This is a genomic window from Symbiopectobacterium sp. Eva_TO (assembly GCF_053848865.1).
This window is the reverse complement of sequence record NZ_JBSPEY010000004.1, coordinates 830,719-853,183: the sequence shown is the minus strand read 5'-3', so window position 1 is coordinate 853,183 and position 22,465 is coordinate 830,719. Positions and strand designations below refer to the sequence as shown.

17 protein-coding genes and 9 pseudogenes are annotated in these 22,465 nt (G+C 53.4%); 12 read left to right on the top strand and 14 right to left on the bottom strand.

Annotated elements, in window-relative coordinates; genetic code table 11:
* Positions 1 to 96: 96 nt before the first annotated feature.
* Positions 97 to 791 (top strand): IS1 family transposase gene (locus ACWWJF_RS06395; RefSeq protein ID WP_455868989.1). Its coding sequence is split into 2 segments (ribosomal slippage): positions 97 to 340 and positions 340 to 791, totalling 696 coding nucleotides; the frame shifts between segments, so codons are not numbered across the junction.
* Between the two features lie 38 nt (positions 792 to 829).
* On the opposite strand, the gene alr is transcribed toward ACWWJF_RS06395, so the two are convergent.
* Positions 830 to 1,909: an alanine racemase gene (alr, locus tag ACWWJF_RS06390; protein WP_455868988.1), complete on the bottom strand. Its 1,080-nt coding sequence runs from the start codon at positions 1,907 to 1,909 to the stop codon at positions 830 to 832.
* A 38-nt stretch (positions 1,910 to 1,947) separates the two neighbouring features.
* On the bottom strand, positions 1,948 to 3,354 hold the full coding sequence (gene dnaB, locus ACWWJF_RS06385; protein WP_455868987.1) for a replicative DNA helicase: 1,407 nt from the start codon (positions 3,352 to 3,354) through the stop codon (positions 1,948 to 1,950).
* A gap of 116 nt (positions 3,355 to 3,470) precedes the next feature.
* Between dnaB and ACWWJF_RS06380 the strand changes: the two are divergent.
* The 4 genes and pseudogenes from ACWWJF_RS06380 to ACWWJF_RS06365 all read left to right on the top strand — a co-directional run.
* Positions 3,471 to 3,764, top strand: a pseudogene (locus ACWWJF_RS06380) (alcohol dehydrogenase catalytic domain-containing protein); the annotation flags it as partial.
* Between the two features lie 119 nt (positions 3,765 to 3,883).
* Positions 3,884 to 4,771 (top strand): IS4 family transposase, encoded by an 888-nt coding sequence (locus ACWWJF_RS06375; RefSeq protein ID WP_455868986.1) that lies wholly within the window; start codon positions 3,884 to 3,886, stop codon positions 4,769 to 4,771.
* 126 nt (positions 4,772 to 4,897) lie between these two features.
* Positions 4,898 to 5,395: pseudogene (locus ACWWJF_RS06370) on the top strand (IS4 family transposase); the annotation flags it as partial.
* 129 nt (positions 5,396 to 5,524) lie between these two features.
* Positions 5,525 to 6,565: an IS481 family transposase gene (locus tag ACWWJF_RS06365; RefSeq protein ID WP_455868985.1), complete on the top strand. Its 1,041-nt coding sequence runs from the start codon at positions 5,525 to 5,527 to the stop codon at positions 6,563 to 6,565.
* A gap of 39 nt (positions 6,566 to 6,604) precedes the next feature.
* On the opposite strand, the gene ACWWJF_RS06360 is transcribed toward ACWWJF_RS06365, so the two are convergent.
* Positions 6,605 to 6,757: a transposase gene (locus ACWWJF_RS06360; protein WP_455870963.1), complete on the bottom strand. Its 153-nt coding sequence runs from the start codon at positions 6,755 to 6,757 to the stop codon at positions 6,605 to 6,607.
* A 31-nt stretch (positions 6,758 to 6,788) separates the two neighbouring features.
* Positions 6,789 to 7,508, bottom strand: a pseudogene (locus tag ACWWJF_RS06355) (IS5 family transposase); the annotation flags it as partial.
* A gap of 76 nt (positions 7,509 to 7,584) precedes the next feature.
* Between ACWWJF_RS06355 and ACWWJF_RS06350 the strand changes: the two are divergent.
* The 6 genes and pseudogenes from ACWWJF_RS06350 to ACWWJF_RS06325 all read left to right on the top strand — a co-directional run bounded on the left by ACWWJF_RS06350 (position 7,585) and on the right by ACWWJF_RS06325 (position 11,432).
* Positions 7,585 to 7,791 carry a hypothetical protein gene (locus ACWWJF_RS06350; protein WP_455868984.1) on the top strand — a complete coding sequence of 69 codons (207 nt, stop codon included), beginning with the start codon at positions 7,585 to 7,587 and terminating at the stop codon, positions 7,789 to 7,791.
* Between the two features lie 223 nt (positions 7,792 to 8,014).
* Positions 8,015 to 9,037, top strand: a pseudogene (locus ACWWJF_RS06345) (IS630 family transposase).
* 143 nt (positions 9,038 to 9,180) lie between these two features.
* Positions 9,181 to 9,408, top strand: a complete 228-nt coding sequence (locus ACWWJF_RS06340; protein ID WP_455868983.1) for a CoA-transferase — start codon at positions 9,181 to 9,183, stop codon at positions 9,406 to 9,408.
* Complete coding sequence (locus tag ACWWJF_RS06335; protein WP_455868982.1) at positions 9,408 to 9,584, top strand: CoA-transferase; 177 nt, start codon at positions 9,408 to 9,410, stop codon at positions 9,582 to 9,584. Before ACWWJF_RS06340 ends, ACWWJF_RS06335 begins: the two co-directional genes overlap by 1 nt.
* Before the next feature lie 185 nt (positions 9,585 to 9,769).
* Positions 9,770 to 10,237: pseudogene (locus ACWWJF_RS06330) on the top strand (CoA-transferase); the annotation flags it as partial.
* Positions 10,238 to 10,247: 10 nt separating this feature from the next.
* Positions 10,248 to 11,432, top strand: coding sequence for an acetyl-CoA C-acetyltransferase (locus tag ACWWJF_RS06325; protein ID WP_455868981.1), 1,185 nt, complete (start codon positions 10,248 to 10,250; stop codon positions 11,430 to 11,432).
* A gap of 93 nt (positions 11,433 to 11,525) precedes the next feature.
* On the opposite strand, the pseudogene ACWWJF_RS06320 reads toward ACWWJF_RS06325, so the two are convergent.
* Positions 11,526 to 12,565: pseudogene (locus tag ACWWJF_RS06320) on the bottom strand (IS481 family transposase).
* Positions 12,566 to 12,678: 113 nt separating this feature from the next.
* Positions 12,679 to 14,199: pseudogene (locus ACWWJF_RS06315) on the bottom strand (methyl-accepting chemotaxis protein); the annotation flags it as partial.
* A gap of 64 nt (positions 14,200 to 14,263) precedes the next feature.
* Here ACWWJF_RS06315 and ACWWJF_RS06310 point away from each other — a divergent pair.
* A protein-coding gene (locus ACWWJF_RS06310; RefSeq protein ID WP_455868400.1) for an IS3 family transposase occupies positions 14,264 to 15,432 on the top strand; the annotation gives its coding sequence in 2 pieces (ribosomal slippage) (positions 14,264 to 14,519 and positions 14,519 to 15,432; 1,170 coding nt in all).
* On the opposite strand, the gene ACWWJF_RS06305 is transcribed toward ACWWJF_RS06310, so the two are convergent.
* The 8 genes and pseudogenes from ACWWJF_RS06305 to bamC form a co-directional block, all read right to left on the bottom strand.
* A complete protein-coding gene (locus tag ACWWJF_RS06305; protein WP_455868980.1) occupies positions 15,396 to 15,602 on the bottom strand; it encodes a Tar ligand binding domain-containing protein in 207 nt (68 codons plus the stop codon). The genes ACWWJF_RS06310 and ACWWJF_RS06305 overlap by 37 nt on opposite strands.
* Positions 15,603 to 15,984: 382 nt before the next feature.
* On the bottom strand, positions 15,985 to 16,602 hold the full coding sequence (gene ypfH, locus ACWWJF_RS06300) for an esterase (protein ID WP_455870962.1): 618 nt from the start codon (positions 16,600 to 16,602) through the stop codon (positions 15,985 to 15,987).
* A gap of 181 nt (positions 16,603 to 16,783) precedes the next feature.
* The gene (locus ACWWJF_RS06295) at positions 16,784 to 17,182 is read right to left on the bottom strand and encodes an NUDIX hydrolase (RefSeq protein WP_455870961.1); all 399 of its coding nucleotides are present in this window, start codon (positions 17,180 to 17,182) and stop codon (positions 16,784 to 16,786) included.
* A 7-nt stretch (positions 17,183 to 17,189) separates the two neighbouring features.
* Positions 17,190 to 17,773: pseudogene (locus ACWWJF_RS06290) on the bottom strand (LOG family protein).
* Positions 17,774 to 17,836: 63 nt separating this feature from the next.
* A pseudogene (locus ACWWJF_RS06285) lies at positions 17,837 to 19,918 on the bottom strand (tRNA(Met) cytidine acetyltransferase TmcA).
* A gap of 13 nt (positions 19,919 to 19,931) precedes the next feature.
* A complete protein-coding gene (locus ACWWJF_RS06280) occupies positions 19,932 to 20,384 on the bottom strand; it encodes a DUF441 domain-containing protein (RefSeq protein ID WP_455870960.1) in 453 nt (150 codons plus the stop codon).
* A gap of 193 nt (positions 20,385 to 20,577) precedes the next feature.
* Positions 20,578 to 21,291 (bottom strand): phosphoribosylaminoimidazolesuccinocarboxamide synthase, encoded by a 714-nt coding sequence (gene purC / locus ACWWJF_RS06275; protein ID WP_438815240.1) that lies wholly within the window; start codon positions 21,289 to 21,291, stop codon positions 20,578 to 20,580.
* A gap of 128 nt (positions 21,292 to 21,419) precedes the next feature.
* Positions 21,420 to 22,457, bottom strand: a complete 1,038-nt coding sequence (gene bamC, locus ACWWJF_RS06270; RefSeq protein ID WP_455870959.1) for an outer membrane protein assembly factor BamC — start codon at positions 22,455 to 22,457, stop codon at positions 21,420 to 21,422.
* Positions 22,458 to 22,465 lie beyond the last annotated feature (8 nt).

Here is a 22,465-nt window from a genome sequence, read left to right as displayed (position 1 = left end):
ACGTGGATTTGTCATCAATTTCAGGCGTACCTTTCGGTGGTAATGCCTTCAAATAGTTGGCTTTTGTGATATTCTGCCGCTATTTGAGGTTTCCACGTGGTTACTGTTTTTGTTCATTGCCCTCGCTGCCATTCAGATAAAGTTTATCGACATGGCCTTAGTCCAACTAAGCGCGAACGCTTCCGGTGTCAGTGCTGTCGCCGTGTATTCCAGCTTACCTACCGCTATGAAGCGCGAAAGCCGGGAGTCAAAGAGCAGATCGTTGATATGGCCTTCAACGGTGCCGGTGTTCGCGATACCGCCAGAACGTTGAAAATCGGCATCAATACGGTCATCCAGGCTTTAAAAAGCTCTCGTCCCGCAGGATAACGTCTTCTCCCGTTGCTCACGCCGACGTCGCCCTTATCTGTGAACTTGATGAGCAATGGAGCTTCGTTGGCAGTCAGGCGCTACAGCACTGGCTCTGGTACGCTTACAATACCAAAACGGGCGGTGTTCTGGCCTACACTTTTGGCCCCCGAACCGATGAGACCTGCCGTGAATTGCTGGCTCTGTTGACACCGTTCAACATCGGCATGATTACCAGTGACAACTGGGGCAGCTATGCAAGAGAGGTTCCGAAGCAGAAACATCTGACTGGCAAGATCTTCACGCAACGCATAGAGCGCAATAACCTGACGCTCCGTACCCGCATTAAACGACTGGCGCGTAAAACGATTTGTTTCTCGCGCTCCGTCGAGATCCACGAAAAAGTCATCGGAGCCTTCATCGAAAAACACATGTTCTACTAATTGGAGTCATTACCCTTTCGGTACGCCTTTCTTAAGCATTAATCGTCGAGGTACTCCAGCGCCAGGCGCTGCGTTACACGGGTAATCAATTCGTAAGCGCTGATCTTGGTGTGTGCGGCGATCCGCTCGACGGGCAGCGCATCTCCCCACAATATCACTTCATCGCCCACCTGCTCCTGTGCATCGGGTCCCAGATCGACCGTCAACATATCCATCGATACGCGTCCCACCAACGGCACCTCACGGCCATTGACCAGTACTGGTGTACCAAACGGTGCTGAGCGCGTATAGCCATCGCCATACCCCATCGCGACCACGCCGAGCAGGGTATCGCGCTCGCTGGTCCAGATACAGCCGTATCCCTCGGCTTCACCCGCTTTGTGCTCGCGCACCGCGATCAGGTGTGAGGTAAGCGTCATGGCCGGTTGCAGTCCAAAATGTGCGGCAGTTTCGGTGGCCAGTGGTGATACACCGTAGAGAATAATCCCCGGTCGTACCTGATTGCGATGCGCCTGTGGCCACAGCAGAATACCGCCAGAAGCTGCGATAGATTGCGCGCCCGGTTTTCCCTTAGTGAAAGCATCAAAGCAGGCGATCTGTTTCAGCGTGGTATTGAACTCAGGCTCATCGGCGCGGCAAAAATGGCTCATGATATTCACCGGTTGCACCACATTGCGGCACTGAGTCAGCCGTTGATAAAACGCTTCTGCCTTATCAGGACGGACACCCAAACGGTGCATGCCAGTATCCAGCTTCATCCACACGGTAAGGGGATGCGGTAAATCAGCCTGCTCCAATGCTTCCAACTGTTCGACGCTGTGCACCGCAGTTTCCAATTGATGCTGCGCCAGTAAGGGAAGATCGTCGGCAGAGAAAAACCCTTCCAGCAGCAGGATGGGTTTGGTGATGCCCGCTTGGCGCAGTGCCAACGCCTCCGAGAGTCGGGCGACGCCGAAGCAGTCGGCATCCTGAAGGGTGGTGGCGCATTCCACTGCGCCGTGGCCGTATGCATTGGCCTTGACGACGGCGACCAGCCGACTGTTAGGCGCTAACTGGCGCACTCGCTGCATATTGTGACGCAATGCGCGGCGACTGATGACAGCGGTTGCCGTTTTCATTTCTACTGTCCTTAGCGCTGCCCGCTCAGGTGCGCTATTTATTCATCATCGTATTGTGGACCGGCGTAATTATCAAAACGCGACCACTGCCCGTTGAAGGTCAACCGAACGGTACCGATAGGGCCGTTACGCTGTTTCCCTAAGATAATCTCAGCGATGCCTTTCAAATCGCTGTTTTCATGATAAACCTCATCACGATAGATAAACATAATCAGGTCAGCATCCTGTTCGATAGAGCCAGATTCACGCAGGTCGGAGTTGACCGGGCGTTTATCCGCTCGTTGCTCCAGACTACGGTTAAGCTGAGAGAGTGCGACCACAGGCACTTGCAATTCTTTTGCCAATGCTTTGAGAGAACGGGAAATTTCGGCGATTTCAAGGGTTCGGTTATCCGAAAGGGCGGGCACCCGCATCAGTTGCAGGTAGTCGATCATGATCAGGCTGAGGCCATCATGCTCGCGGAAAACTCGGCGTGCACGGGAACGTACTTCCGTGGGCGTCAGGCCGGAAGAGTCATCGATATACATGTTCTTCTTCTCAAGCAGAATGCCCATGGTACTGGAGATGCGCGCCCAGTCCTCATCATCCAACTGCCCGGTACGGATACGGGTTTGATCCACACGTGACAGCGAGGCCAGCATACGCATCATGATCTGTTCGCCGGGCATTTCCAGACTGAAGATCAGCACTGGCTTTTCTTGCATCATGGCGGCGTTTTCGCACAAGTTCATGGCGAACGTGGTTTTCCCCATTGAGGGGCGCGCCGCGACGATGATCAAATCCGATTTTTGCAGTCCGGCGGTTTTTTTATCCAGATCCTGATAGCCGCTGGAAACGCCGGTTACCCCGTCGTGCGGACGTTGATACAACTGCTCGATGCGTGAGACGGTATCTTCCAGAATGCGAACGATACTTTTTGGGCCTTCATCCTTGCTGGCGCGGTTTTCAGCAATCTGAAACACGCGCGATTCCGCCAAATCCAGCAGATCTTCACTGCTGCGACCTTGTGGATCGTAACCCGCATCGGCGATTTCATGGGCAACGGCGATCATCTCACGCACCACCGCCCGTTCTCGCACTATATCGGCGTAGGCACTGATATTAGCGGCGCTGGGGGTGTTCTTCGCCAGTTCTGCCAGATAAGCAAAACCACCGACCGTGTCCAGTTCGTCTTTTTGCTCCAGCGACTCGGACAGGGTGATGAGATCGATGGGTTTGTTCAATTCCAACAGCCGCTGCATTTCGCTGAAAATCAGACGGTGGGCACGGTTGTAGAAATCGTTGGCGACGACGCGTTCTGCGACGTTATCCCAGCGCTCGTTGTCGAGCATCAAGCCGCCCAGAACCGACTGTTCCGCTTCCAGTGAGTGGGGCGGAAGCTTTAACCCTTCTACCTGTCGGTCGCGGGGCTGTTTCGATGGGGATGCGGTGCGCTTTTCTGCCATGGGATTACGTTCTTTATTAGTTGATTTGTCATTCCATAAGGAGGCATTGTATACGAAACTGACGTGATAAAAACGCGCCCGTGTGTTTATCGCACCGGACTGCATCAGGAGAAAACATGGCGAAACGCATTCAATTCAGCGCCCACGGTGGCCCTGAGGTGCTGGAGTACGTTGATTTTACCCCGCGTGAACCGGCTGCAGGTGAAATACAAATTGAAAACCGTGCTGTCGGGATCAACTTTATCGATACCTACGTGCGCAGTGGGCTTTATCCGGTACAGGCCTTCCCATCTGGGCTGGGCACCGAGGCGGCGGGTGTGGTGGCGAAAGTCGGCGCTGGTGTAAGCGGTTTTCAGGTCGGCGATCGCGTGGTGTATGCGCAAGCGGGGCTGGGGGCTTACAGTCACCTCGTTATACACAAGTCCGCAACGCCTTATATGCCAAGGGTTAGCGGGCTGAAATAGGCAGCCGGTGGGGTTGTAAATGAAGTGAAACCGACGTGTACTATCGCCATTTACGGCGCTGAAAAATGACACGGGATTCAGATGGCTGGGCACACCAAGAACTGGAAGGGGTAAATCTTGGTGACACGAGGCTCAATAAGCGCGCCAAAGGGCTTTTGATACGGCTGGCTGAGAATCCGCAAGCCAGCATTCCGCATGCGTGCCTCGGATGGTCTGAGACGCTGGGTGCTTACCGCTTCATGGAGAACCAAGCATTCGAATGGCGAGACATTCTGCAACCTCACTGGCAGCGTACGCAGGAAAGGATCCGAGAACACGAGGTTGTGCTGTGTATCCAAGGCACTACCGAGCTTGACTTCAACGGGCAGCAAATCCAAGGCTTGGGTCCCTTGAACTACGAAGCCAGGCGTGGTCTGTACCTGCATCCGACCTACGCGGTCAGTCCGGATCGCGTGGGGTTGGGCGTACTGGATGCGTGGATGTGGGCAAGAGAGCCGAAGGATGCAGACGGAAAACGCGATGGGATCAAGGAGAATACGCGCTGGCTCGAGGGATACGAGCGAGTTGCTGAACTCGCCTCGGAGTTGCCAAACACACGTCTGGTGTACTTAGCCGATCGCGAAGCGGATATCAAGGCGTTGATGCAGCTCGCTGATGACCTTGGCACTCCGGCTGACTGGTTGATCCGCTCGACTCATAATCGCAGTCTGGACTGTAATGAGAAGCTTTGGCAGAAGGTTGGAAAGACCGTGCCGGTGGGAGAAATCCAATTCGTTATGGCGGCTCGCGCGGGGCAGAAGGCGCGTACGGTGAAACAGGCCCTGCGCGTGAAGCGAGTGTCGCTGCGTTGCGGGTTGGCAGTGACTTGTGTGATAGCCAAGGAAATTGAGCCGCCAGCAGGCGTGAAGCCATATCGTTATACACATCTTTCTAACGCACTGTTTAATCAATGAGTTACGGGTTTATCTCAGAGTGGCATTTTGAACCTCAAAAAGCCAATGGGATGGCTTGAATGCCTTAATTCACGGGGTTCTGAGCATCCTGTTCAAAAAATGGCCAAAAGATGTGTATAACGATATGGCGTGAAGCCGGTCGAGTGGCGGTTGCTGAGCAATCGCGTACCTGAAGGACGAGAAGATATCGTGGAGCTGATCGACTGGTATCGGGCTAGATGGGAAATCGAGATGTTCTTCAATGTGCTGAAGAACGGCTGCTGTGTCGAAGCGTTACAGTTATCGACCGTGGATCGCATTGAGCGGGCATTGGCGCTGTTCATGATCGTGGCATGGCGCATCGCCTATTTAATGCGTATGGGACGAACCTGTCCAGAGCTGGACGCAATGTTGTTCTTTGATTCCGACGAGACTCATGGAGCTTACCTACTGATGAACAAGCGTATGCCCAAGGGCCGCCCTAAGCTAAACGAAGTATTGCGCTTAGTTGCGCAACCCGGAGGCTTTCTTGCTCGAAAAGGCGACGGTGAACCAGGCGCAAAAACTATCTGGAAAGGCTTGCAGAAAGTCATGACGGCCGCCGAAACGCTACGCGCGCTCAGGCACGAACAGAGATGTGTATAACGAGGTGAGATTGACTACCGCATAATATGTATTAGTCGCGACTTGATCTGACACTGGACCTTGAAAGGTTGAGAGTTACCGGTTTTGATATGGGTGTCGAATCCTTATACAAAACACGAGGTAACTCTCATGCTTCATACTAACAATCCCATCATCAAACACAAAGCTGGCCTGCTCAATCTCGCCGAAGAACTCGGTAACGTATCAAAAGCCTGTAAAATCATGGGGGTGTCACGTGACACGTTTTATCGCTATCAGGAACTGGCGGCAGAAGGCGGCATTGACGCTCTGGTTAACCAAAACCGCCGGGTTCCCAACCTGAAAAACCGTGCTGATGAAGCCACTGAACGTGCGGTTGTTGATTACGCCATTGAGTTCCCGGCTCATGGCCAGCACCGGACCAGTAATGAGCTGCGTAAAAAAGGCGTCTTCATTTCTGGCAGCGGTGTGCGCTCCATCTGGCAACGACACGATCTGGAAAACTTTCGTAAGCGCCTGAAGGCACTTGAGGAAAAAGTTGCCAGAGAAGGCATCGTACTTACTGATGCTCAAATCGCTGCACTGGAGAAGAAGGCGCACGACGACGAAGCCTGTGGTGAAATAGCGACTGCTCACCCGGGTTATCTGGGGTCGCAGGACACCTTCTACGTGGGTAATCTGAAAGGTGTTGGCCGTATCTACCAGCAGACGTTCGTGGATACGTACTCGAAAGTGGCGCACTGCAAGCTTTACACGAGTAAAGCACCGATCTCTGCCGCCGACCTGCTCAATGATCGCGTGCTGCCGTTCTACGAAGCTCAGGGGCTGCCAATGCTAAGAATACTGACGGACAGGGGGACGGAGTACTGCGGTAAAGTGGAACAACATGACTATCAGCTGTACTTGGCTATCAACGATATAGACCATACGAAAACGAAAGCGATGTCTCCGCAGACAAACGGTATCTGCGAGCGCTTCCATAAAACTATTTTGCAGGATTTTTATCAGGTTGCGTTCCGTAAGACGTTATACGAGGACCTAGAAAGTCTACAAAAGGATCTGGACAACTGGTTGTGGCATTACAATAATGAGCGAACTCATCAGGGTAAAATGTGCTGCGGGCGTACGCCAATGGCCACGTTACTTGATGGTAAACGAGTCTGGGCAGAAAAAAATCTGAACCAGATTTAATCTGACAGACACCTGTATAAATAACCGGTAACTGTCAGATCAGGTCTGAGCTAATACACCGTAGTGGAACATCATTCCCAGCTTAAAGAGCTCCCGGTTTCGGTATCCCCTGGCTTTTATCCTCAGCAGCCTGATCTTGCTGTTCAGTGCCTCCGCATTTCCGTTTGAGACTGACTTTGTTGAATAAATCAGAACTTGTAACGACTGTGCCCCAGGTCGATTGTTACGTGATGCGAATACTGTTCAGCATTCCTAATAGCGTGATCCGGTTAAGCGCTTTGACCATCGCCATGGCTTCACCCACCTGAGCATCGTAGTCACGCAGACTTAGATGACCACCCAGAAGCGTTTTGAACCGGAACATGGCCGTTTCAGCCACTGAGCGTCGGTGATAGCCCACTTTCTTTTTCCAGGTATCGTTGCTGCCGCTCAGGCGCTGATTTGCAACAGCGTGGTTACGCTCGTGGTAGTGGTCCGGCCAATATTGCGCCCCCCTTCGCGGCGGGATAAGCGGCCTTATTTTCTTCCTCAGCAGAGCATCATGGCAGTAACCTGTATCGTAAGCGCCGTCAGCCGATGCCTCTCTGATTTTCCGGTGGGTCTGGTTTATCAGTGCCGGTAGAGCCTGGGCATCAGTCGTACCACTGAGCGACAAATCCGCACAGATAATCTCATGCGTCGCACTGTCTACTGCCAGATGCAGCTTACGCCACACCCTGCGTCTGTCGGCACCATGCTGCCGGACTTTCCATTCGCCTTCGCCAAAGACCTTCAGGCCGGTTCCATCAATGACCAGATGTGAGATTTCACCACGGGTTGGCGTTTTTATGCTGATGTTCACTGTCTTTGCTCGCTTGCTGAGCAGCGAATAGTCTGGACAATGCAGCGACAATTTAATCAGTTTAAAAATCGAGTCAACAAAACCCTGTAAAGCCCTCAATGAATCTATGGTCACCCCCATTTTTGCAACACTGATCTTTGATTAATGGTGGGCTTGCTTAAATCTATCCGGCGTCTTTATGGCCAAGGATGCCCGCGCCACGATGAGTTTCGCACCTGATATTCCTAAAAAGGCCATCGGCTTCATTGAGCCATTTTCATTTTTTGTTTTTATATCAGGCCGTCAGGCCGTTCATGTCATCAATAATCAGTCTTCGCAAAACCAGATGGGTAACTTCGTTAAATTGCTGACTGTTAGGCTGTGTCCCGCAATTCATTTTCACTGATTGGAAATGAGGAAAATATATCAAACATGTTCGTTTTTTGGCTAATTCCGTGTGCTTTTACTGTCAGAAACTGTCTAATTTGTACGATTTTTCACCTGTCAGGTAATTAAGGGACACAGCCTAAATAACTGTTCCGAATAGTAGATCACCTGAAGGGAACTCAGTCCGAGTTGAGCGATCTGATCAATCGATAAAGCTCCCAAATCATCAACCGGACTGAGCGATGTCGAGCATAGCACCGATACCCCGTAACGAACGACGCCTGATGAAGAAAACTCTCCATAAAACGCGTGACAAGAATCACGCCCGCAGGCTGACCGCCATCCTGATGTTGCACCGGGGTGAGCGATGTCGCCAGAATGCTTTGCTGCGCCCGTTCGTCAATCGGCAGATGGATTAACTGGCTCACCCTGTACGGCATTGAAGGCCTCAAATCTCTGCGGCCCGGTCGTGGCCGTCGCTGGCCGTTTGAACAGATCTGCGCACTGTTAATCCAGCTCGTAAAGCGTTCCCCTCATGATTTTGGCTATCAGCGTTCGCGCTGGAGCACGGAACTGCTAGCGATAAAAATCAATGAGATAACCGGTTGCCAGTTGCATGCTTCCACGGTGCGCCGTTGGCGGCCTTCTGCCGGTCTGGTGTGGCGACGCGCAGCTCCTACGCTGCGTATCCGCGACCCGCATAAGGAAGAAAAAATGGAGGCCATCGCGATGGCGCTGGAACAATGCAGCGCGGAACATCCCGTCTTTTACGAAGACGAAGTGGATATTCATCTGAATCCCAAAATTGGCGCGGACTGGCAGGTTCGCGGGAAGCAGAAACGCATCGTGACGCCGGGCCAGAACGAGAAATATTATCTGGCGGGTGCATTACACAGCGGGACGGGAAAAGTCAGCGATGTTGGAGGAAACAGTAAAAGTTCGTGTTTTTTATCAGTATGTTAGAGCATCTGAGAGCAACGTACAGACGGGCAAAAACGCTCACGCTGATAGTTGATAACTACATTATTCACAAAAGCCGGGAGACGCAGCGCTGGATGGAAGAAAACCCGAAATTCAGGGTTATTTATCAGCCGGTGTACTCACCATGGGTAAATCATGTAGAGCGGTTATGGCAGGCGTTGGATGAAACCATTACCCGCAATCATCAATGCTGTTCAATGTGGCAGTTACTGAACAAGGTTCGCCGCTTCATGGAAACCGTCAGCCCGTTTCCCAGTGGAAAACATGGACAGGCAAAAGTGTAGCGGTATTAGGAACAGCTATTTAGCCATACGGTTAGAGAACCGCGCTGCTTGAGGGCCTTGTTATAGGAGGGACAGTTAGTGATTTTAAAATTTTGTTTTGCCATGGAGACCTGATGTTGAAACAACTATGGTGATCTGATCCGATGATTACCCAAACTTTCTATTTATTCAACAAAGCCGCAAGCATCGCCGACACCCGTGGAAATCTGATTTATCACCTTACCGCCCGTAATTTTAATCCTCTGATAGCACTTGCCGCAGATAACGTTGTGGCGCAATGCGAGCAGGTTATTCCTGTCGGCCAATTAGCGCCGGAATGCATTGTGACGCCTGCTGCACTGGTCGATCACCTTTATGTTGGAGAAAAATAATGGACGCGAAATCAATTATTGCTCGCCGCGTCGCGCTCGAGTTAAACGACGGCGACGTTGTGAATTTAGGGATTGGTCTGCCAACTCAGGTAGCCAACTACGTACCCGAAGCCATTGAAGTGACCTTCCAATCGGAAAACGGCTTTCTCGGTTTAGGTGCCATTAGGCTTTGTTGAATAATAGGGAATCGTGCTGTTTTACTATGCCCATTTTGGTAGAAAATGCTTATCACCTCAGGCATTCCGTTTTCTCATGATGCTTAACTGCATGATTTTACGTTGCTGGAAACAATCGTTTTACTGGGCTGGTAGCATAAAATCTGTTTATTCAACAAAGCCGTGCCATTACTGAAATCGATACCAATCTGGTTAACGCAGGTGGACAACCCTGCGGCATGGTACGCGGCGCTGCGATGTTTGACAGCGCCTTCTCGTTCGCTCTGATCCGCGGCGGCCACGTTGACGTGTGCGTACTCGGCGGTTTGCAGGTGGATGAAAATGCCAACCTCGCCAACTGGGTGGTGCCCGGCAAAATGGTGCCCGGCATGGGCGGTGCCATGGATCTGGTGGTCGGTGCTAAAAAGGTGATCATTGCGCTGGAACACTGCGTCAAAAACGGTGCCCCTAAACTGCTGCATGAATGTACCTACCCGCTAACCACTGCCAACAAAGTCAGCATGGTGGTCACCGAACTGGCGGTATTTGAATTTATCGATCAGCAGATGGTACTGCGCGAAATCAGCCCGGATATCACCCTCGACGAACTGCGCCAGAAGACAGAAGCCAACTTCATTGTCTCCGACGACCTGCAACCGTTAAAAGTCCACTAAGGATACTCTGATGAACACACAAGATTCCGTTGTGATTGTAAGTGCCAAACGTACCGCGATCGGTAAATTCGCGGGCAGTCTGGCCACGACTTCCGCCGTCGAACTGGCAAGCGCCACGATTAAAGATAGCATGTCATCCCTGCCGCAAGGCCTGAAGATTGATGAAGTGATGCTGGGCAATGTGTTGAGCGCCGGTTTGGGCCAAAACCCGGCGCATCAGGCAGGTCAGGCTGCCGGGCTCGGCATTGAAACGCCTGCCTTTACTGTCAGCAAAGTGTGCGGCTCCGGCCTGAAGGCAGTGGAGCTCGGTGCACAATCCATCGTTGCGGGCGACAATCAGGTCTGTATCGCGGGCGGTATGGAAAACATGAGTGCCGCTCCTTACCTGCTGGAGAAAGCGCGTCAGGGCTACCGCATGGGCGATGGCAAATTAATCGATTCCATGATCAAAGACGGTCTGTGGTGCGCCTTCAATGATTACCATATGGGGATCACCGCCGAGAACATCGCCAAGCAGTATGGCTTTACGCGGGAAGATCAGGATGCTGTCGCTTTCGCGTCGCAGCAAAAAGCAGCCGCCGCACAGGCCAGCGGTCGCTTTGAGGCTGAGATCACCCCGATTGCACTGCGCGTGAAAAAAGAGACACGTATCTTCAATCAGGATGAGTTCGTGCGTGCCGATACCACGCTGGATTCACTGGGTAAACTGCGCCCAGCTTTCCTGCCGGACGGCACCGTCATTGCGGGCAATGCCTCGGGAATCAACGATGCGGCAGCAACGCTGGTGCTGATGCGAGAATCCGAAGCTCGTCAGCAGGGTATCACGCCGCTGGCACGCATTCGCAGTTGGGCTTCAGCCGGTGTTCCGAACGAAGTGATGGGATTGGGTCCGATTCCTGCGACCCAAAAAGCCTTGCTCAAGGCGGGACTGACCATACAGGATATCGATCTGATCGAAGCCAACGAGGCATTTGCAGCGCAATTCCTCGCCGTACAGCGCGATTTGGGTCTGGACCCGGAAAAAGTTAACGTCAACGGCGGCGCGATTGCTCTGGGCCACCCGATCGGGGCCAGCGGTGCACGTATTCTGGTTACCCTGATCCACGCGCTGCGCAGCTACGATAAAACACTGGGGCTGGCAACGCTGTGCATCGGCGCTGGCCAGGGCATCACACTGATCGTTGAGTGCCTGTAACCGGGCCACAGCACGCTGCACGGTCCAGTGTTAAGTGTATTAGCTCAGACCTGATCTGACAGTTACCGGTTATTTATACAGGTGTCTGTCAGATTAAATCTGGTTCAGATTTTTTTCTGCCCAGACTCGTTTACCATCAAGTAACGTGGCCATTGGCGTACGCCCGCAGCACATTTTACCCTGATGAGTTCGCTCATTATTGTAATGCCACAACCAGTTGTCCAGATCCTTTTGTAGACTTTCTAGGTCCTCGTATAACGTCTTACGGAACGCAACCTGATAAAAATCCTGCAAAATAGTTTTATGGAAGCGCTCGCAGATACCGTTTGTCTGCGGAGACATCGCTTTCGTTTTCGTATGGTCTATATCGTTGATAGCCAAGTACAGCTGATAGTCATGTTGTTCCACTTTACCGCAGTACTCCGTCCCCCTGTCCGTCAGTATTCTTAGCATTGGCAGCCCCTGAGCTTCGTAGAACGGCAGCACGCGATCATTGAGCAGGTCGGCGGCAGAGATCGGTGCTTTACTCGTGTAAAGCTTGAGTGCGCCACTTTCGAGTACGTATCCACGAACGTCTGCTGGTAGATACGGCCAACACCTTTCAGATTACCCACGTAGAAGGTGTCCTGCGACCCCAGATAACCCGGGTGAGCAGTCGCTATTTCACCACAGGCTTCGTCGTCGTGCGCCTTCTTCTCCAGTGCAGCGATTTGAGCATCAGTAAGTACGATGCCTTCTCTGGCAACTTTTTCCTCAAGTGCCTTCAGGCGCTTACGAAAGTTTTCCAGATCGTGTCGTTGCCAGATGGAGCGCACACCGCTGCCAGAAATGAAGACGCCTTTTTTACGCAGCTCATTACTGGTCCGGTGCTGGCCATGAGCCGGGAACTCAATGGCGTAATCAACAACCGCACGTTCAGTGGCTTCATCAGCACGGTTTTTCAGGTTGGGAACCCGGCGGTTTTGGTTAACCAGAGCGTCAATGCCGCCTTCTGCCGCCAGTTCCTGATAGCGATAAAACGTGTCGCGTGACACCCCCATGATTTTACAGGCTTTTGATACGTTACCGAGTTCTTCGGCGAGATTGAGCAGGCCAGCTTTGTGCTTGATGATGGGATTGTTAGTATGAAGCATGAGAGTTACCTCGTGTTTTGTATAAGGATTCGACACCCATATCAAAACCGGTAACTCTCAACCTTTCAAGGTCCAGTGTCAGATCAAGTCGCGACTAATACATGTTAAGCGATCTAAAACGCCTCCCAGTTGTGTTCTGACCCACGCCCGGAGGCGTTTTTTACCGCGGGCAATAACCCTTGCGTACTGCGTGTAAACGGCTGAGTCGCAGCAGGCGGCACGCTTTTGTTATTGCCAATGTTGAACGCCGACACAGCACCTTGTAAAAAGCCCGCCTGCTCCTCCAGCGAGACTGCCGCAGAGGCGGATTCCTCTACCAGCGCCGCATTTTGCTGCGTCACCCGATCCATTTCGCTCACCGCCTGTCCAACTTGATCGATACCACGGCTTTGCTCATCGGATGCCGACGCAATATCACCCATAATATCGGTCACGCGACTCACCGCCGTGACAATTTCCTGCATGGTGTCTCCCGCTTCCCGCACTTGAATCGCCCCGGTGCTGACGCGATTGACCGAATCGTCAATCAGGGTTTTGATCCCTTTCGCCGCCTGAGCGCTGCGCTGTGCCAGCGTGCGCACTTCGCCTGCCACCACGGCAAAGCCACGGCCTTGATCGCCTGCTCGCGCCGCCTCCACGGAGGCATTCAGCGCCAGAATATTGGTCTGAAAAGCAATACCATCGATCACGTTGGTGATATCCGCGATTTTTTGCGAACTGTCGGAAATCTGGTTCATCGTGATAACCACATGGCTGACTTTTACACCGCCTTTGTCTGCCGTCTCTGATGCCTCTTTTGCTACCTGCGCCGCCTGCCGAGCACTGTGTGAGTTCTGTTTTACGGTGGCGGTCAACTGTTCCATGCTGGCAGCCATTTCGCCCAGCGACGCGGCCTGCTGCTCGGTACGCGATGAAAGATCGTTGCTGCCTGCCGAAATCTAGCTGACACCGGTGTAAATAGACTGTGCACTGTCACGCACCGCGCTTACCGTATCAATCAATGAGCGCTGCATATGATGCAAACCGGTGGCAAGCTGGCTCATCTCATTTCGTCCTTGAACGTCAATCGACTGCGTCAGATCGCCTTTGGCAATCGCATTGATATGGCGCATCAGCGCATGCAGCGGTTGCAACAGAATACGCTGTAATCCAACCCAGCTGAGCACAATCACCAATACCACCATCAGCGAAATGGCCCCTAATAGCCACAACATCTCCTGGAAAGCACGGCGGTTATCGTGCAGTCCATTATCGGCTACCTGCGTTTTTGCTTCTCGCCATGCCAGATAGTTTTCTTGCATCGCCACGTTGAGCGGTGCCGCTCCTTCATGCAGTTTCATTGCCGCCCCGGCCAGCCCACCGGCCAGTTAATTGACAATATCGTTCAGCAGTTTCTGATAAACGACATAGCTTTCCTCCAGCTTTTTGATTAGCGCCGGATCCATCCCCGGCGAAGGAGGAATAGCCTGATAGGCCTTATAGCGGCTTTCGGAACTGGCAATGCGCTCCTTCGCCATTTGCAGCAGCGATTGCATCGCGTCTTTATCCGCATTTCCCATCATCATATTTTGAATCATGGTGCCGACGGCAATACGCGTTTGGTTCATCATAATCCAGGCATCGGTTGTAGTGGCACACTGATACTGGCCACCTGATCGGAGGTGATATGCTCACCTCATCAACACGACAGGTGACCTCATGGGTAAACATTTTACGGCGGAATTTAAGCTCGAAGCCGCAAAGCTGGTTGTCGACCACGGCTACACATACGTTAAGGCCGCAGAGGCGGTTAATGTCAGCCATTCTGCCATTAGTCGCTGGGTCAATAAGCTTCGCCTTGAACGACAGGGAAAAACGCCAACGGGACTTCCTCTTACCCCTGAACAGCTCGAGCTGCGTGAGATGAAGAAAAAAGTCCAATGCCTTGAAATGGAGAACGAAATCCTAAAAAAGGCTACGGCGCTCTTAATGTCGGACTCACTCAACGGTTCACGGTAGTCGACAGGCTGAGGGCGCGATACCCGGTCACGGCGTTGTGCCAAACTTTTGAGGTACATCGCAGCAGCTACAGGCACTGGCAGGCTTCCGCTAATGAACCCGACGGTGAGCGCGTGGTTAAGTGTAGTCGCGTCATGGAAGCCTGGAACGCCAGCGGTGGCTCTGCCGGCGCTCGAAGTATCGCGACCATCGTCACCGGCAGCTCTGGTGTCAAAATGGGGCGCTGGCTGGCTGGCAAGCTGATGAAGGAGCTGGGTATCGCCAGCTGCCAGCGACCGGCTCACAAATACAAACGCGGCGGCAATGAACACGTTGAAATACCGAACTATCTCAACCGCCAGTTCGCGGTTACCGCGCCGGATCAGGTCTGGTGCGGCGATGTGACCTACATCTGGACGGGCAAATGCTGGGCTTACCTTGCGGTGGTGCTAGACCTGTTCGCCCGCAAACCGGTGGGCTGGGCCATGTCGACGTCGCCGGACTCGGCGCTGACAGTTAAAGCGTTGCAGATGGCCTGGGAACTCCGGGGACAACCAACAGGAGTCATGTTCCACAGCGACCAGGGCAGCCACTATACCAGCCGTCAATACCGGCAAGCCCTGTGGCGCTGCCGGATAAAGCAGAGTATGAGTCGGCGGGGTAACTGCTGGGATAATGCGCCAATGGAGCGGTTCTTCCGCAGCCTGAAGACAGAATGGGTGCCGACAAAGGGTTACAACAGCTTCAGCGAAGCCCAGGACGCGATTATCCGCTACATCACGGGGTATTACAGCGCTATCCGGCCTCACTGGTATAACGGCGGCTTAACTCCAAACGAATCTGAGCGACTGTTCTACATACAGTCTAATGCGGTGGCCAATATTAGTTGACCACTACAGGTAAACGCCGCCACGCTCTGATTCGTACGCTGTGAAGCCTGAAACCCTTCTCGGTCATTGACCAGCGCACGCATGGAAAGCGCACCGGTGAGAAATTGTGAAATACCCAGAGTTAAGAGAACAATAATAAGAATGGTCACAACTTTTATACGTTTAAACATATAACACCCTTATTTCCTAAAATGACGTGACATGTATATACCCTCAATGATTCGTGTCGCACCACCAACACAGCGGCATGAAGAACCGACTTTAAATAAGCCAGCGACACGAATACATATGAGTATAGCGGGAAAAACGTCAGACATTATGGTGTGTGTAGTGCACTACCGATGCAATGCAACACATAAGTAGTGCAATAACATCGTCGGCCATTCAACGTTATTTAAATATGGAAAAATTCACTTTTTATATGGACAGGGAAACTACTCGACATGATTTTGGCGCGATATCTCATTCAGTGCGGGCGAAAATAGCGAGCAAGGGCAAAGAAAAACAAAGGCGATTCATGGGTAGAACCGCCTTACAAGCAACAGGATCCGGTTATGCCAGATAACCCAGTGCCTGTTGCAGCATCAGACCGTCAATCGAGTGGCCGACACCTGCAATCAAATCAAGTGAATGCGCACTACCCAACGTATGCAGGCGCTGAGCGGCAGCCTGTGCGTGCGCAGGCAAAATCACGCTGTCCTGCTCTCCGTGGATAAAATGCACTACCGCGGGCGTCAATGCAGATTCTGGCAACGAGGCAAAGCGGCCGCTAAAGGCGATAACCGTACCGGCAATCGCCGGGTCTGCCTTGAGCGCTTCCAGAGACATGATGGTCCCCTGCGAAAACCCAACCAGCACAGTATGTGCAGCATCGACCCCAACCTTCGCCTGCCAATAGCGCACCGTTGACAGAAACCCCGGCATCGCCGCATCAACGCGCGCCTGACGGTTCTCTTCGGTCACTCCTTGCACGGAGAACCACTGACGCCCTGCGCCCCATTCGGTGCTTTCAGGCCCATTGAGACTGACAACACTGGCATCTGTCAAAGCATCGGCGAAATAACGCCCCAGTGCCGCCATGCCGTTGGCGCTGTCGCCAACACCGTGAAACAGCAAGACCAAACGCTGCGCCTGCTCCGGTTGTTGTACTGTAATTGCATCGCTAATGATATGTCCCGTTTTGTCATGGTATTCTTTAATGATACCTCTGCGGTTATCACGTGCTATCGGGATTTATTGAACAAGTCATTCAATTATTTCCAATGACCCGCCCTCACTTACTTCACCCCATAGGCAGGAACGAAAAAGAGAAATACCAGGCTGACGCGGCGGCCAGCCTGTCACAACAGTGTCAAAATGCGGCGGCGAGGGGCAATAATTGTTGCTGAGTCAACGGGGCCAGAGGCAGCGTCGTCGGCGTTTTTGGGTTAACCCAGGCAATTTCAGCCGCCGGGGTTACGACGCTATTCACACCCTGCACACGGTACACGTCGGCTTCAACAACATACCCAGGCTCATTGACCGCTTGATCGGAAAAATGACCAAGATACGTCAGATCCGCTATCGCAATCTGAATCGACAGCTCTTCTTTCAGTTCGCGCACCAGCGCCTGTTCTGGCGTTTCTCCGGGTTCCATTTTTCCCCCGGGCTGCATAAACGCGGTGGTGCCCTGTTTGCGAACCAGCAAACAGGCACCTGTTGCATCGGTGATCACGGCAGCGGCGATGCGAATCACACAGGACGTCTCCATCACCATATCACCCTACCTGAAGAAACGCAGGAGTCCACTTATGCGGCGGCGGCGTATAGGCAGCGAAAACGCGGAGAATATCCTCAATGCTGTCAGAAAATGTGAGCATATCGGCATAGGGTTGCTTCATAAACCCCTGTCTGACCATCGTTTCATTCATGGTTTTCAGCGAGTCAAAATAACCGTTAACATTGGAAACGCGCAGGGTTTGTCATGAATCCCCAATTGCGCCCAGGTCCACTGCTCGAAAATTTCTTCCAGCGTCCCCGGGCCACCCGGCATCGCGATAAAACCATCGGCAATCTGCTCCATTTTGGCTTTATGCTCATGCATGTTTTCCACCACATGCAGTGTGGTCAGGCCCGGATGAGAAAGCTCTTGATCGGCCAACAGGCGCGGCATGACACCGATCACCTCGCCGCCCTGCGCCAGAGCCGCATCCGCAACCGCGCCCATCAACCCGACACGACCACCGCCATAAACAATGGCGATAACGGCCTGCGCCAGGTTTTTTCCCGTCATCCGCGCTGCATCAATAAAGGCGGTGTCACTTCCCGCACTTGAACCGCAAAAAATTCCCATCACCATAATATGTCGCTCTTTTCCATGTCGATTACTACGTATGCCGGCAAACCGGTCCATTACACCAGGCACTTATTTATTCAGCCGGAAACCATCCGGTTGCGTCCAGCATTGCCAACGAGCACAGACTGCGGCATCAAGCTCGGCAAGTGCCTGAGCCGTCTCATCACGCCAGCGTTGTAACAGCGCTTTTTTACCGCTTAATGAAAACACCGTCACACCACGCTCTGGATCGTGCGGATAAGCATTGAGCATGCGCAATGCGGGCAGCGGCAATCCCGAGCGCCCCAGCAGACGTGTCAACGCGGCAAAGGTGGGCTCCATGCCGCGCTGCGCAAAAGCAAATCCGGCCAGGCTGCGCCATTAGGCATCTTCGAGTATAGAAAGCTCTGTCATCGGCAGTTGCAACGGCAGCGCCAGAGGAATAATACGGCGCAAGGCAGGCCACTCCTGAGCAAGACGCCATTCGGCACGCGTCGCCAATTGTCGTCCTTCCTCACTGATAGGCAAAATAGCCATCGCGCTATAGCAGCCACTGCTCGCCTCGCGATGGCTGCCAATGCGCACCAGCCTAAACCCGCATGCCTGCCAGAATGCCCACAGTTCCGGCTGATAGCCAAAGCTGACCGACAGAAAATCAATACCATCATCGCTTGCGGTGTCCCGTTGTGCAGCAATCAGTGCATGACCAATACCGCTGCGCCGCTGCTCTGCGACAACCGCGATACGGCTGATACGCCGCGAGCGTAAACAAGGGGCTTGCCACTCATCACCGTGTGCCGCCAGCTATTGTGCCACCAGATTGCCGCGCGGGCGACGGCGGCCCGCCCACACCTCATGCGCTAACGCTGGCGACAGGTCGCCCTCATCAACCCACCAAGCTACGCCACACAGTGCTTCGCCTCGCTGAGCTCCGTAAAGATGCATGCTGGGCGCATCCAGCAAGCGCCGCAAATCAAGCGGCGAGGTGCGGTAATGCGCGCTGCACAATAAGGCATAATACCGATGCAAACCCGCCGCTTCACTCAACCACGCCGACGCCAAACGTTTAGTGACAACAGCAGGTAATCTCGCAGTCACCGGATTCAGGGCATTGACATCAGTAAACGTGTCACGAAAAAGCAGAGCCTCGTCCAAAAAACGCTCCAGCGGATCGTCTGCGACCCAACGCAGCGGTTGATCCAACGTCAGCATGTCGCACCGCGGCAGCGAGGCACAAAATTTCAGCAGAAAGCCACGTCCCGTCCCTTCATACCCCTGCACCGTAGTGAGCATCAACACGCGAGGGAAATGGCTTACCAGCGCCTGCAACACTGACGCAGGGATCGCCGCCGCCTCATCAATCAACAGCCAGTCGAGCGGCGGTACTGATGACGATTGGCAATGTGCAAGCAGAGCGTCTGGAGACCAAAACGGCAATTCAGCCCCACCGCAATGTAGCAACTGAGCGGCAGTTTCACGGGAAGGTGATGTCACCCAACAGACACCCGTACACTGCGCGGCCAGCATTCCCGCCAGCGTCGATTTACCGCGCCCGCGCGCGGCGGTAATCACATAAACGCCCGGTGCCGCATCCCGTAGACGGGTCAGCAATGCCTGCTGCTGTGGCGTTGGGTCACCGTTGGCAGGTTGCCACGGCGCACGAGGCGTCAGCGGCTTTATGGCTCCCTCCTCTCCCTGCCGCCACAGCGTGACCTCATCGTCCGCCAGCAGTTGCTGCTGAAAATGCGTAATGAAATTCGGCGTAGCTATCGCCTGCGGGTGCCCGCTCCAGCGCAAACTATCAGCATCGGGCTGTTGTGCCCACGCGTGCCAAGGCGGAACCAGTAGCAGTAGCCAACTGCCCGCACGCAACGTGCCAGCCACGATCGCCAGCGCTTCTACATCCAGCCCACTGCGAGCATCAAAGACGGCATGCTGATACTCTTGCCCCAGCAGCATCCGCGCTTTGCTAAAGGGTATGCTGTCAGGTTGCATGCCCCCCAGCCAAAGCCAATCCCCCGGCGTCTGTCGGCACAGCGCTTCCGCCTGCCTTTGCACCCAATGCGCCTCGCCGCTGAACACCAGCAGGCGGCGTACGCCAACATGCCGCAGCAGCGCAGGATCGCCGTTCGCGTCAGCACTGAGCAGGTTTGGGGTGATGAGCTCAGACATGCCAATACCGTTCTCAGGATTTGCCAATCAACAACGAGAGCAGACCTGCCGCAATCAGCGGACCGACTGGCACGCCGCGGAACAACGCGACGCCGGCCACAGTGCCAATCAGCAATCCCGACACCACGGAAGGTTGATTGCTCATCAGAGAAACGCCGCGACCACCGAGCCAGGAAACCGCAACGCCCACCGCAATCGCTACCAGCGATTTCCAGTTAAGGAACGCCTGAAAGAAGTTGTGGGCACTGATTTTCCCACTGGCGATCGGGGCCATCACGCCAATAGTCAAAATCAGTATCCCGATGCTCAATCCATATTTTTCCACCAGCGGGAAATAACCGTTCAGCGGCGTCAAGCGTACCGCCAGCAGCGCCAACATCGCCCAGGTGACCGTCATGTTGTGGCTGATAATACCGAGTCCTGCAAGGCCGAGCAGGATCAGAAGCGTGGGATCAAAAGAAGTCATGAGGAAGGGGTTTCCTGCCATGCTGAAGTCAAGATATCGGTTTCATTCAAGACTCAGATGATAGCACTGTTTTGACACCGCTAATTAGCCCAATACCCACATTGGTACGGGTAAACTGCCATTCTCCGCTTAGTGCAGAGAATGGCAGGCAACGGCACGCGCGCAATGCTTCAACACGAAAACGATTGCGCGTTTAGTCCAATTTTACGCCAAGACGGTGTGCAACTTCTTCATAGGCTTCAATCAAGCCACCCAGACTTTGACGGAAACGGTCTTTGTCCATCTTGTTCAGGGTTTGCTTGTCCCACAGGCGGCTGCCGTCTGGGGAGAACTCATCACCCAGCACCACTTCACCTTTGAACAATCCGAATTCCAGTTTGAAATCCACCAGAATCAAGCCCGCGTCATCAAACAGCTTGCTCAGCACGTCGTTGGCTTTGTAGCTCAGTTCTTTCATGCGCGCCAGGTGGGTTTCATTCACCCAACCAAAGGTTTTGCAGTAAGACTCATTCACCATCGGATCGTGCAAGGCGTCATTTTTCAGGAACAGGTCAAACAGTGGCGGATTCAGGGTAATGCCCTCTTCCACACCCAGGCGTTTCACCAGAGAACCGGCAGCACGGTTACGCACCACGCACTCTACCGGCACCATCTCCAGCTTTTTCACCAGCACTTCGTTGTCGGACAGCAACTTGACCATTTGCGTCGGGATGCCCGCTTCTTCCAGTTTGCTCATGATGAAATGGTTGAACTTGTTGTTCACCATACCTTTACGATCAAACTGTTCAATGCGCGCGCCATCACCGGCTGACGTATCATTGCGAAACTCCAGCACCAACAGATCGGGATCTTCAGTGGTGTAGACCGTTTTCGCTTTTCCGCGATACAACTCAGCTAGCTTTTGCATCTTTTATTACTCCACACAGTTGTGGGCCACCGACAACGGGCCCGATGATTTAATACTTGATTAACAATAAAAATACCGGCATTCGCCGGGCCAAATAAAGAAGGGCCGGATGTGACCGGCCCTTGCTGTTAGTGGCTGAGTGCCGCCTGGAAGACGGCAACGAGCGCGTCGTTTTTCGACTGGCTGAGCGTATGCCCTTTCGAGTCGATAAACTGCAACGTACTGCGGTTACCCAGATCGCCAACCTGCAATTTGTAATCACCGTTGGTCAATTCAGGGTCTTTCGCCCCCAGACGTTCCCAGGCGCTGCTGCCCGGTGCTTTGTAGGTCACAGCAATGGAGCCTTGCGGACGGCTGCGATCGTTCACCTTCATGCCGACTTTTTCCAGCGCGGCAGGAAGACGATCCCAGACCACTGAATAAGGACCAAGCACTACCAGCAACGGCAGACCTCTGTCATCGGCACCGCTCAGCACATCCAGCGTACCGACTGCGCGATTGGCCTGCGCATTCTCACGTGCGGCTGCCTGTTTCTCCAACGCGTCTGACAGAGTATTGGCCATCAGACTGGTATAACGTTGCACCTGAAGCACCTCTGCTACCGGCGTATTCTGCACTTCGAGGCCGAGCAGTTTCACGACAACCGCGACCTGATACCCTTGAGGTTGAACGGAGATCTGATAACGTGCGCGGTACGGCACACTTTCATCGTCACGCGGCCAGAAGATCCAATCGGTGGTCAGCGTCTGCGAAGCATCCTGACGGCTGGCAATCACATAGCCCTTGTCCTGAATGATTTGCACCACCTGCGGCCACAGACGGTTCGCCTGCGCGCTGTTTTCGATCAGCAAGGTGGCTGTATCACCGGAAATTTGCGTGCGCGATCCGCTTAACAATGCCAATGGCTGGATAGGAGGACGAATATCTAACGCTTTACCCAGCTCACCGGTTGATGAGGCTGCCGGGATCTCGTAATCCCCATTCTGCACCGGAAGGATCATTCCCGCCGGTGCCACTAACGTCCTCGGTTGTGGCGCTTTCAAATAGGACTCATCGCCGCTGACCTGACGTTTGTGACGCTGATCGCTAGAACATGCTGCTAACAGCATAACCAGCGACAAACCAACCACTTTTGCCACCATGGACTTTTGCACTGAAGAAGTCATCAAATCTC

What these genes read in the sequence shown, in the direction of transcription:
- alr (WP_455868988.1), bottom strand. Translation starts at nt 1,909, where the DNA reads ATGAAAACGGCAACCGCTGTCATCAGTCGCCGCGCATTGCGTCACAAT.
- dnaB (WP_455868987.1), bottom strand. Translation starts at nt 3,354, where the DNA reads ATGGCAGAAAAGCGCACCGCATCCCCATCGAAACAGCCCCGCGACCGA.
- ACWWJF_RS06375 (WP_455868986.1), top strand. Translation starts at nt 3,884, where the DNA reads ATGACACGGGATTCAGATGGCTGGGCACACCAAGAACTGGAAGGGGTA.
- ACWWJF_RS06365 (WP_455868985.1), top strand. Translation starts at nt 5,525, where the DNA reads ATGCTTCATACTAACAATCCCATCATCAAACACAAAGCTGGCCTGCTC.
- ACWWJF_RS06350 (WP_455868984.1), top strand. Translation starts at nt 7,585, where the DNA reads ATGGCCAAGGATGCCCGCGCCACGATGAGTTTCGCACCTGATATTCCT.
- ACWWJF_RS06340 (WP_455868983.1), top strand. Translation starts at nt 9,181, where the DNA reads ATGATTACCCAAACTTTCTATTTATTCAACAAAGCCGCAAGCATCGCC.
- ACWWJF_RS06335 (WP_455868982.1), top strand. Translation starts at nt 9,408, where the DNA reads ATGGACGCGAAATCAATTATTGCTCGCCGCGTCGCGCTCGAGTTAAAC.
- ACWWJF_RS06325 (WP_455868981.1), top strand. Translation starts at nt 10,248, where the DNA reads ATGAACACACAAGATTCCGTTGTGATTGTAAGTGCCAAACGTACCGCG.
- ACWWJF_RS06305 (WP_455868980.1), bottom strand. Translation starts at nt 15,602, where the DNA reads ATGTTTAAACGTATAAAAGTTGTGACCATTCTTATTATTGTTCTCTTA.
- ACWWJF_RS06295 (WP_455870961.1), bottom strand. Translation starts at nt 17,182, where the DNA reads ATGGAGACGTCCTGTGTGATTCGCATCGCCGCTGCCGTGATCACCGAT.
- ACWWJF_RS06280 (WP_455870960.1), bottom strand. Translation starts at nt 20,384, where the DNA reads ATGACTTCTTTTGATCCCACGCTTCTGATCCTGCTCGGCCTTGCAGGA.
- purC (WP_438815240.1), bottom strand. Translation starts at nt 21,291, where the DNA reads ATGCAAAAGCTAGCTGAGTTGTATCGCGGAAAAGCGAAAACGGTCTAC.
- bamC (WP_455870959.1), bottom strand. Translation starts at nt 22,457, where the DNA reads ATGACTTCTTCAGTGCAAAAGTCCATGGTGGCAAAAGTGGTTGGTTTG.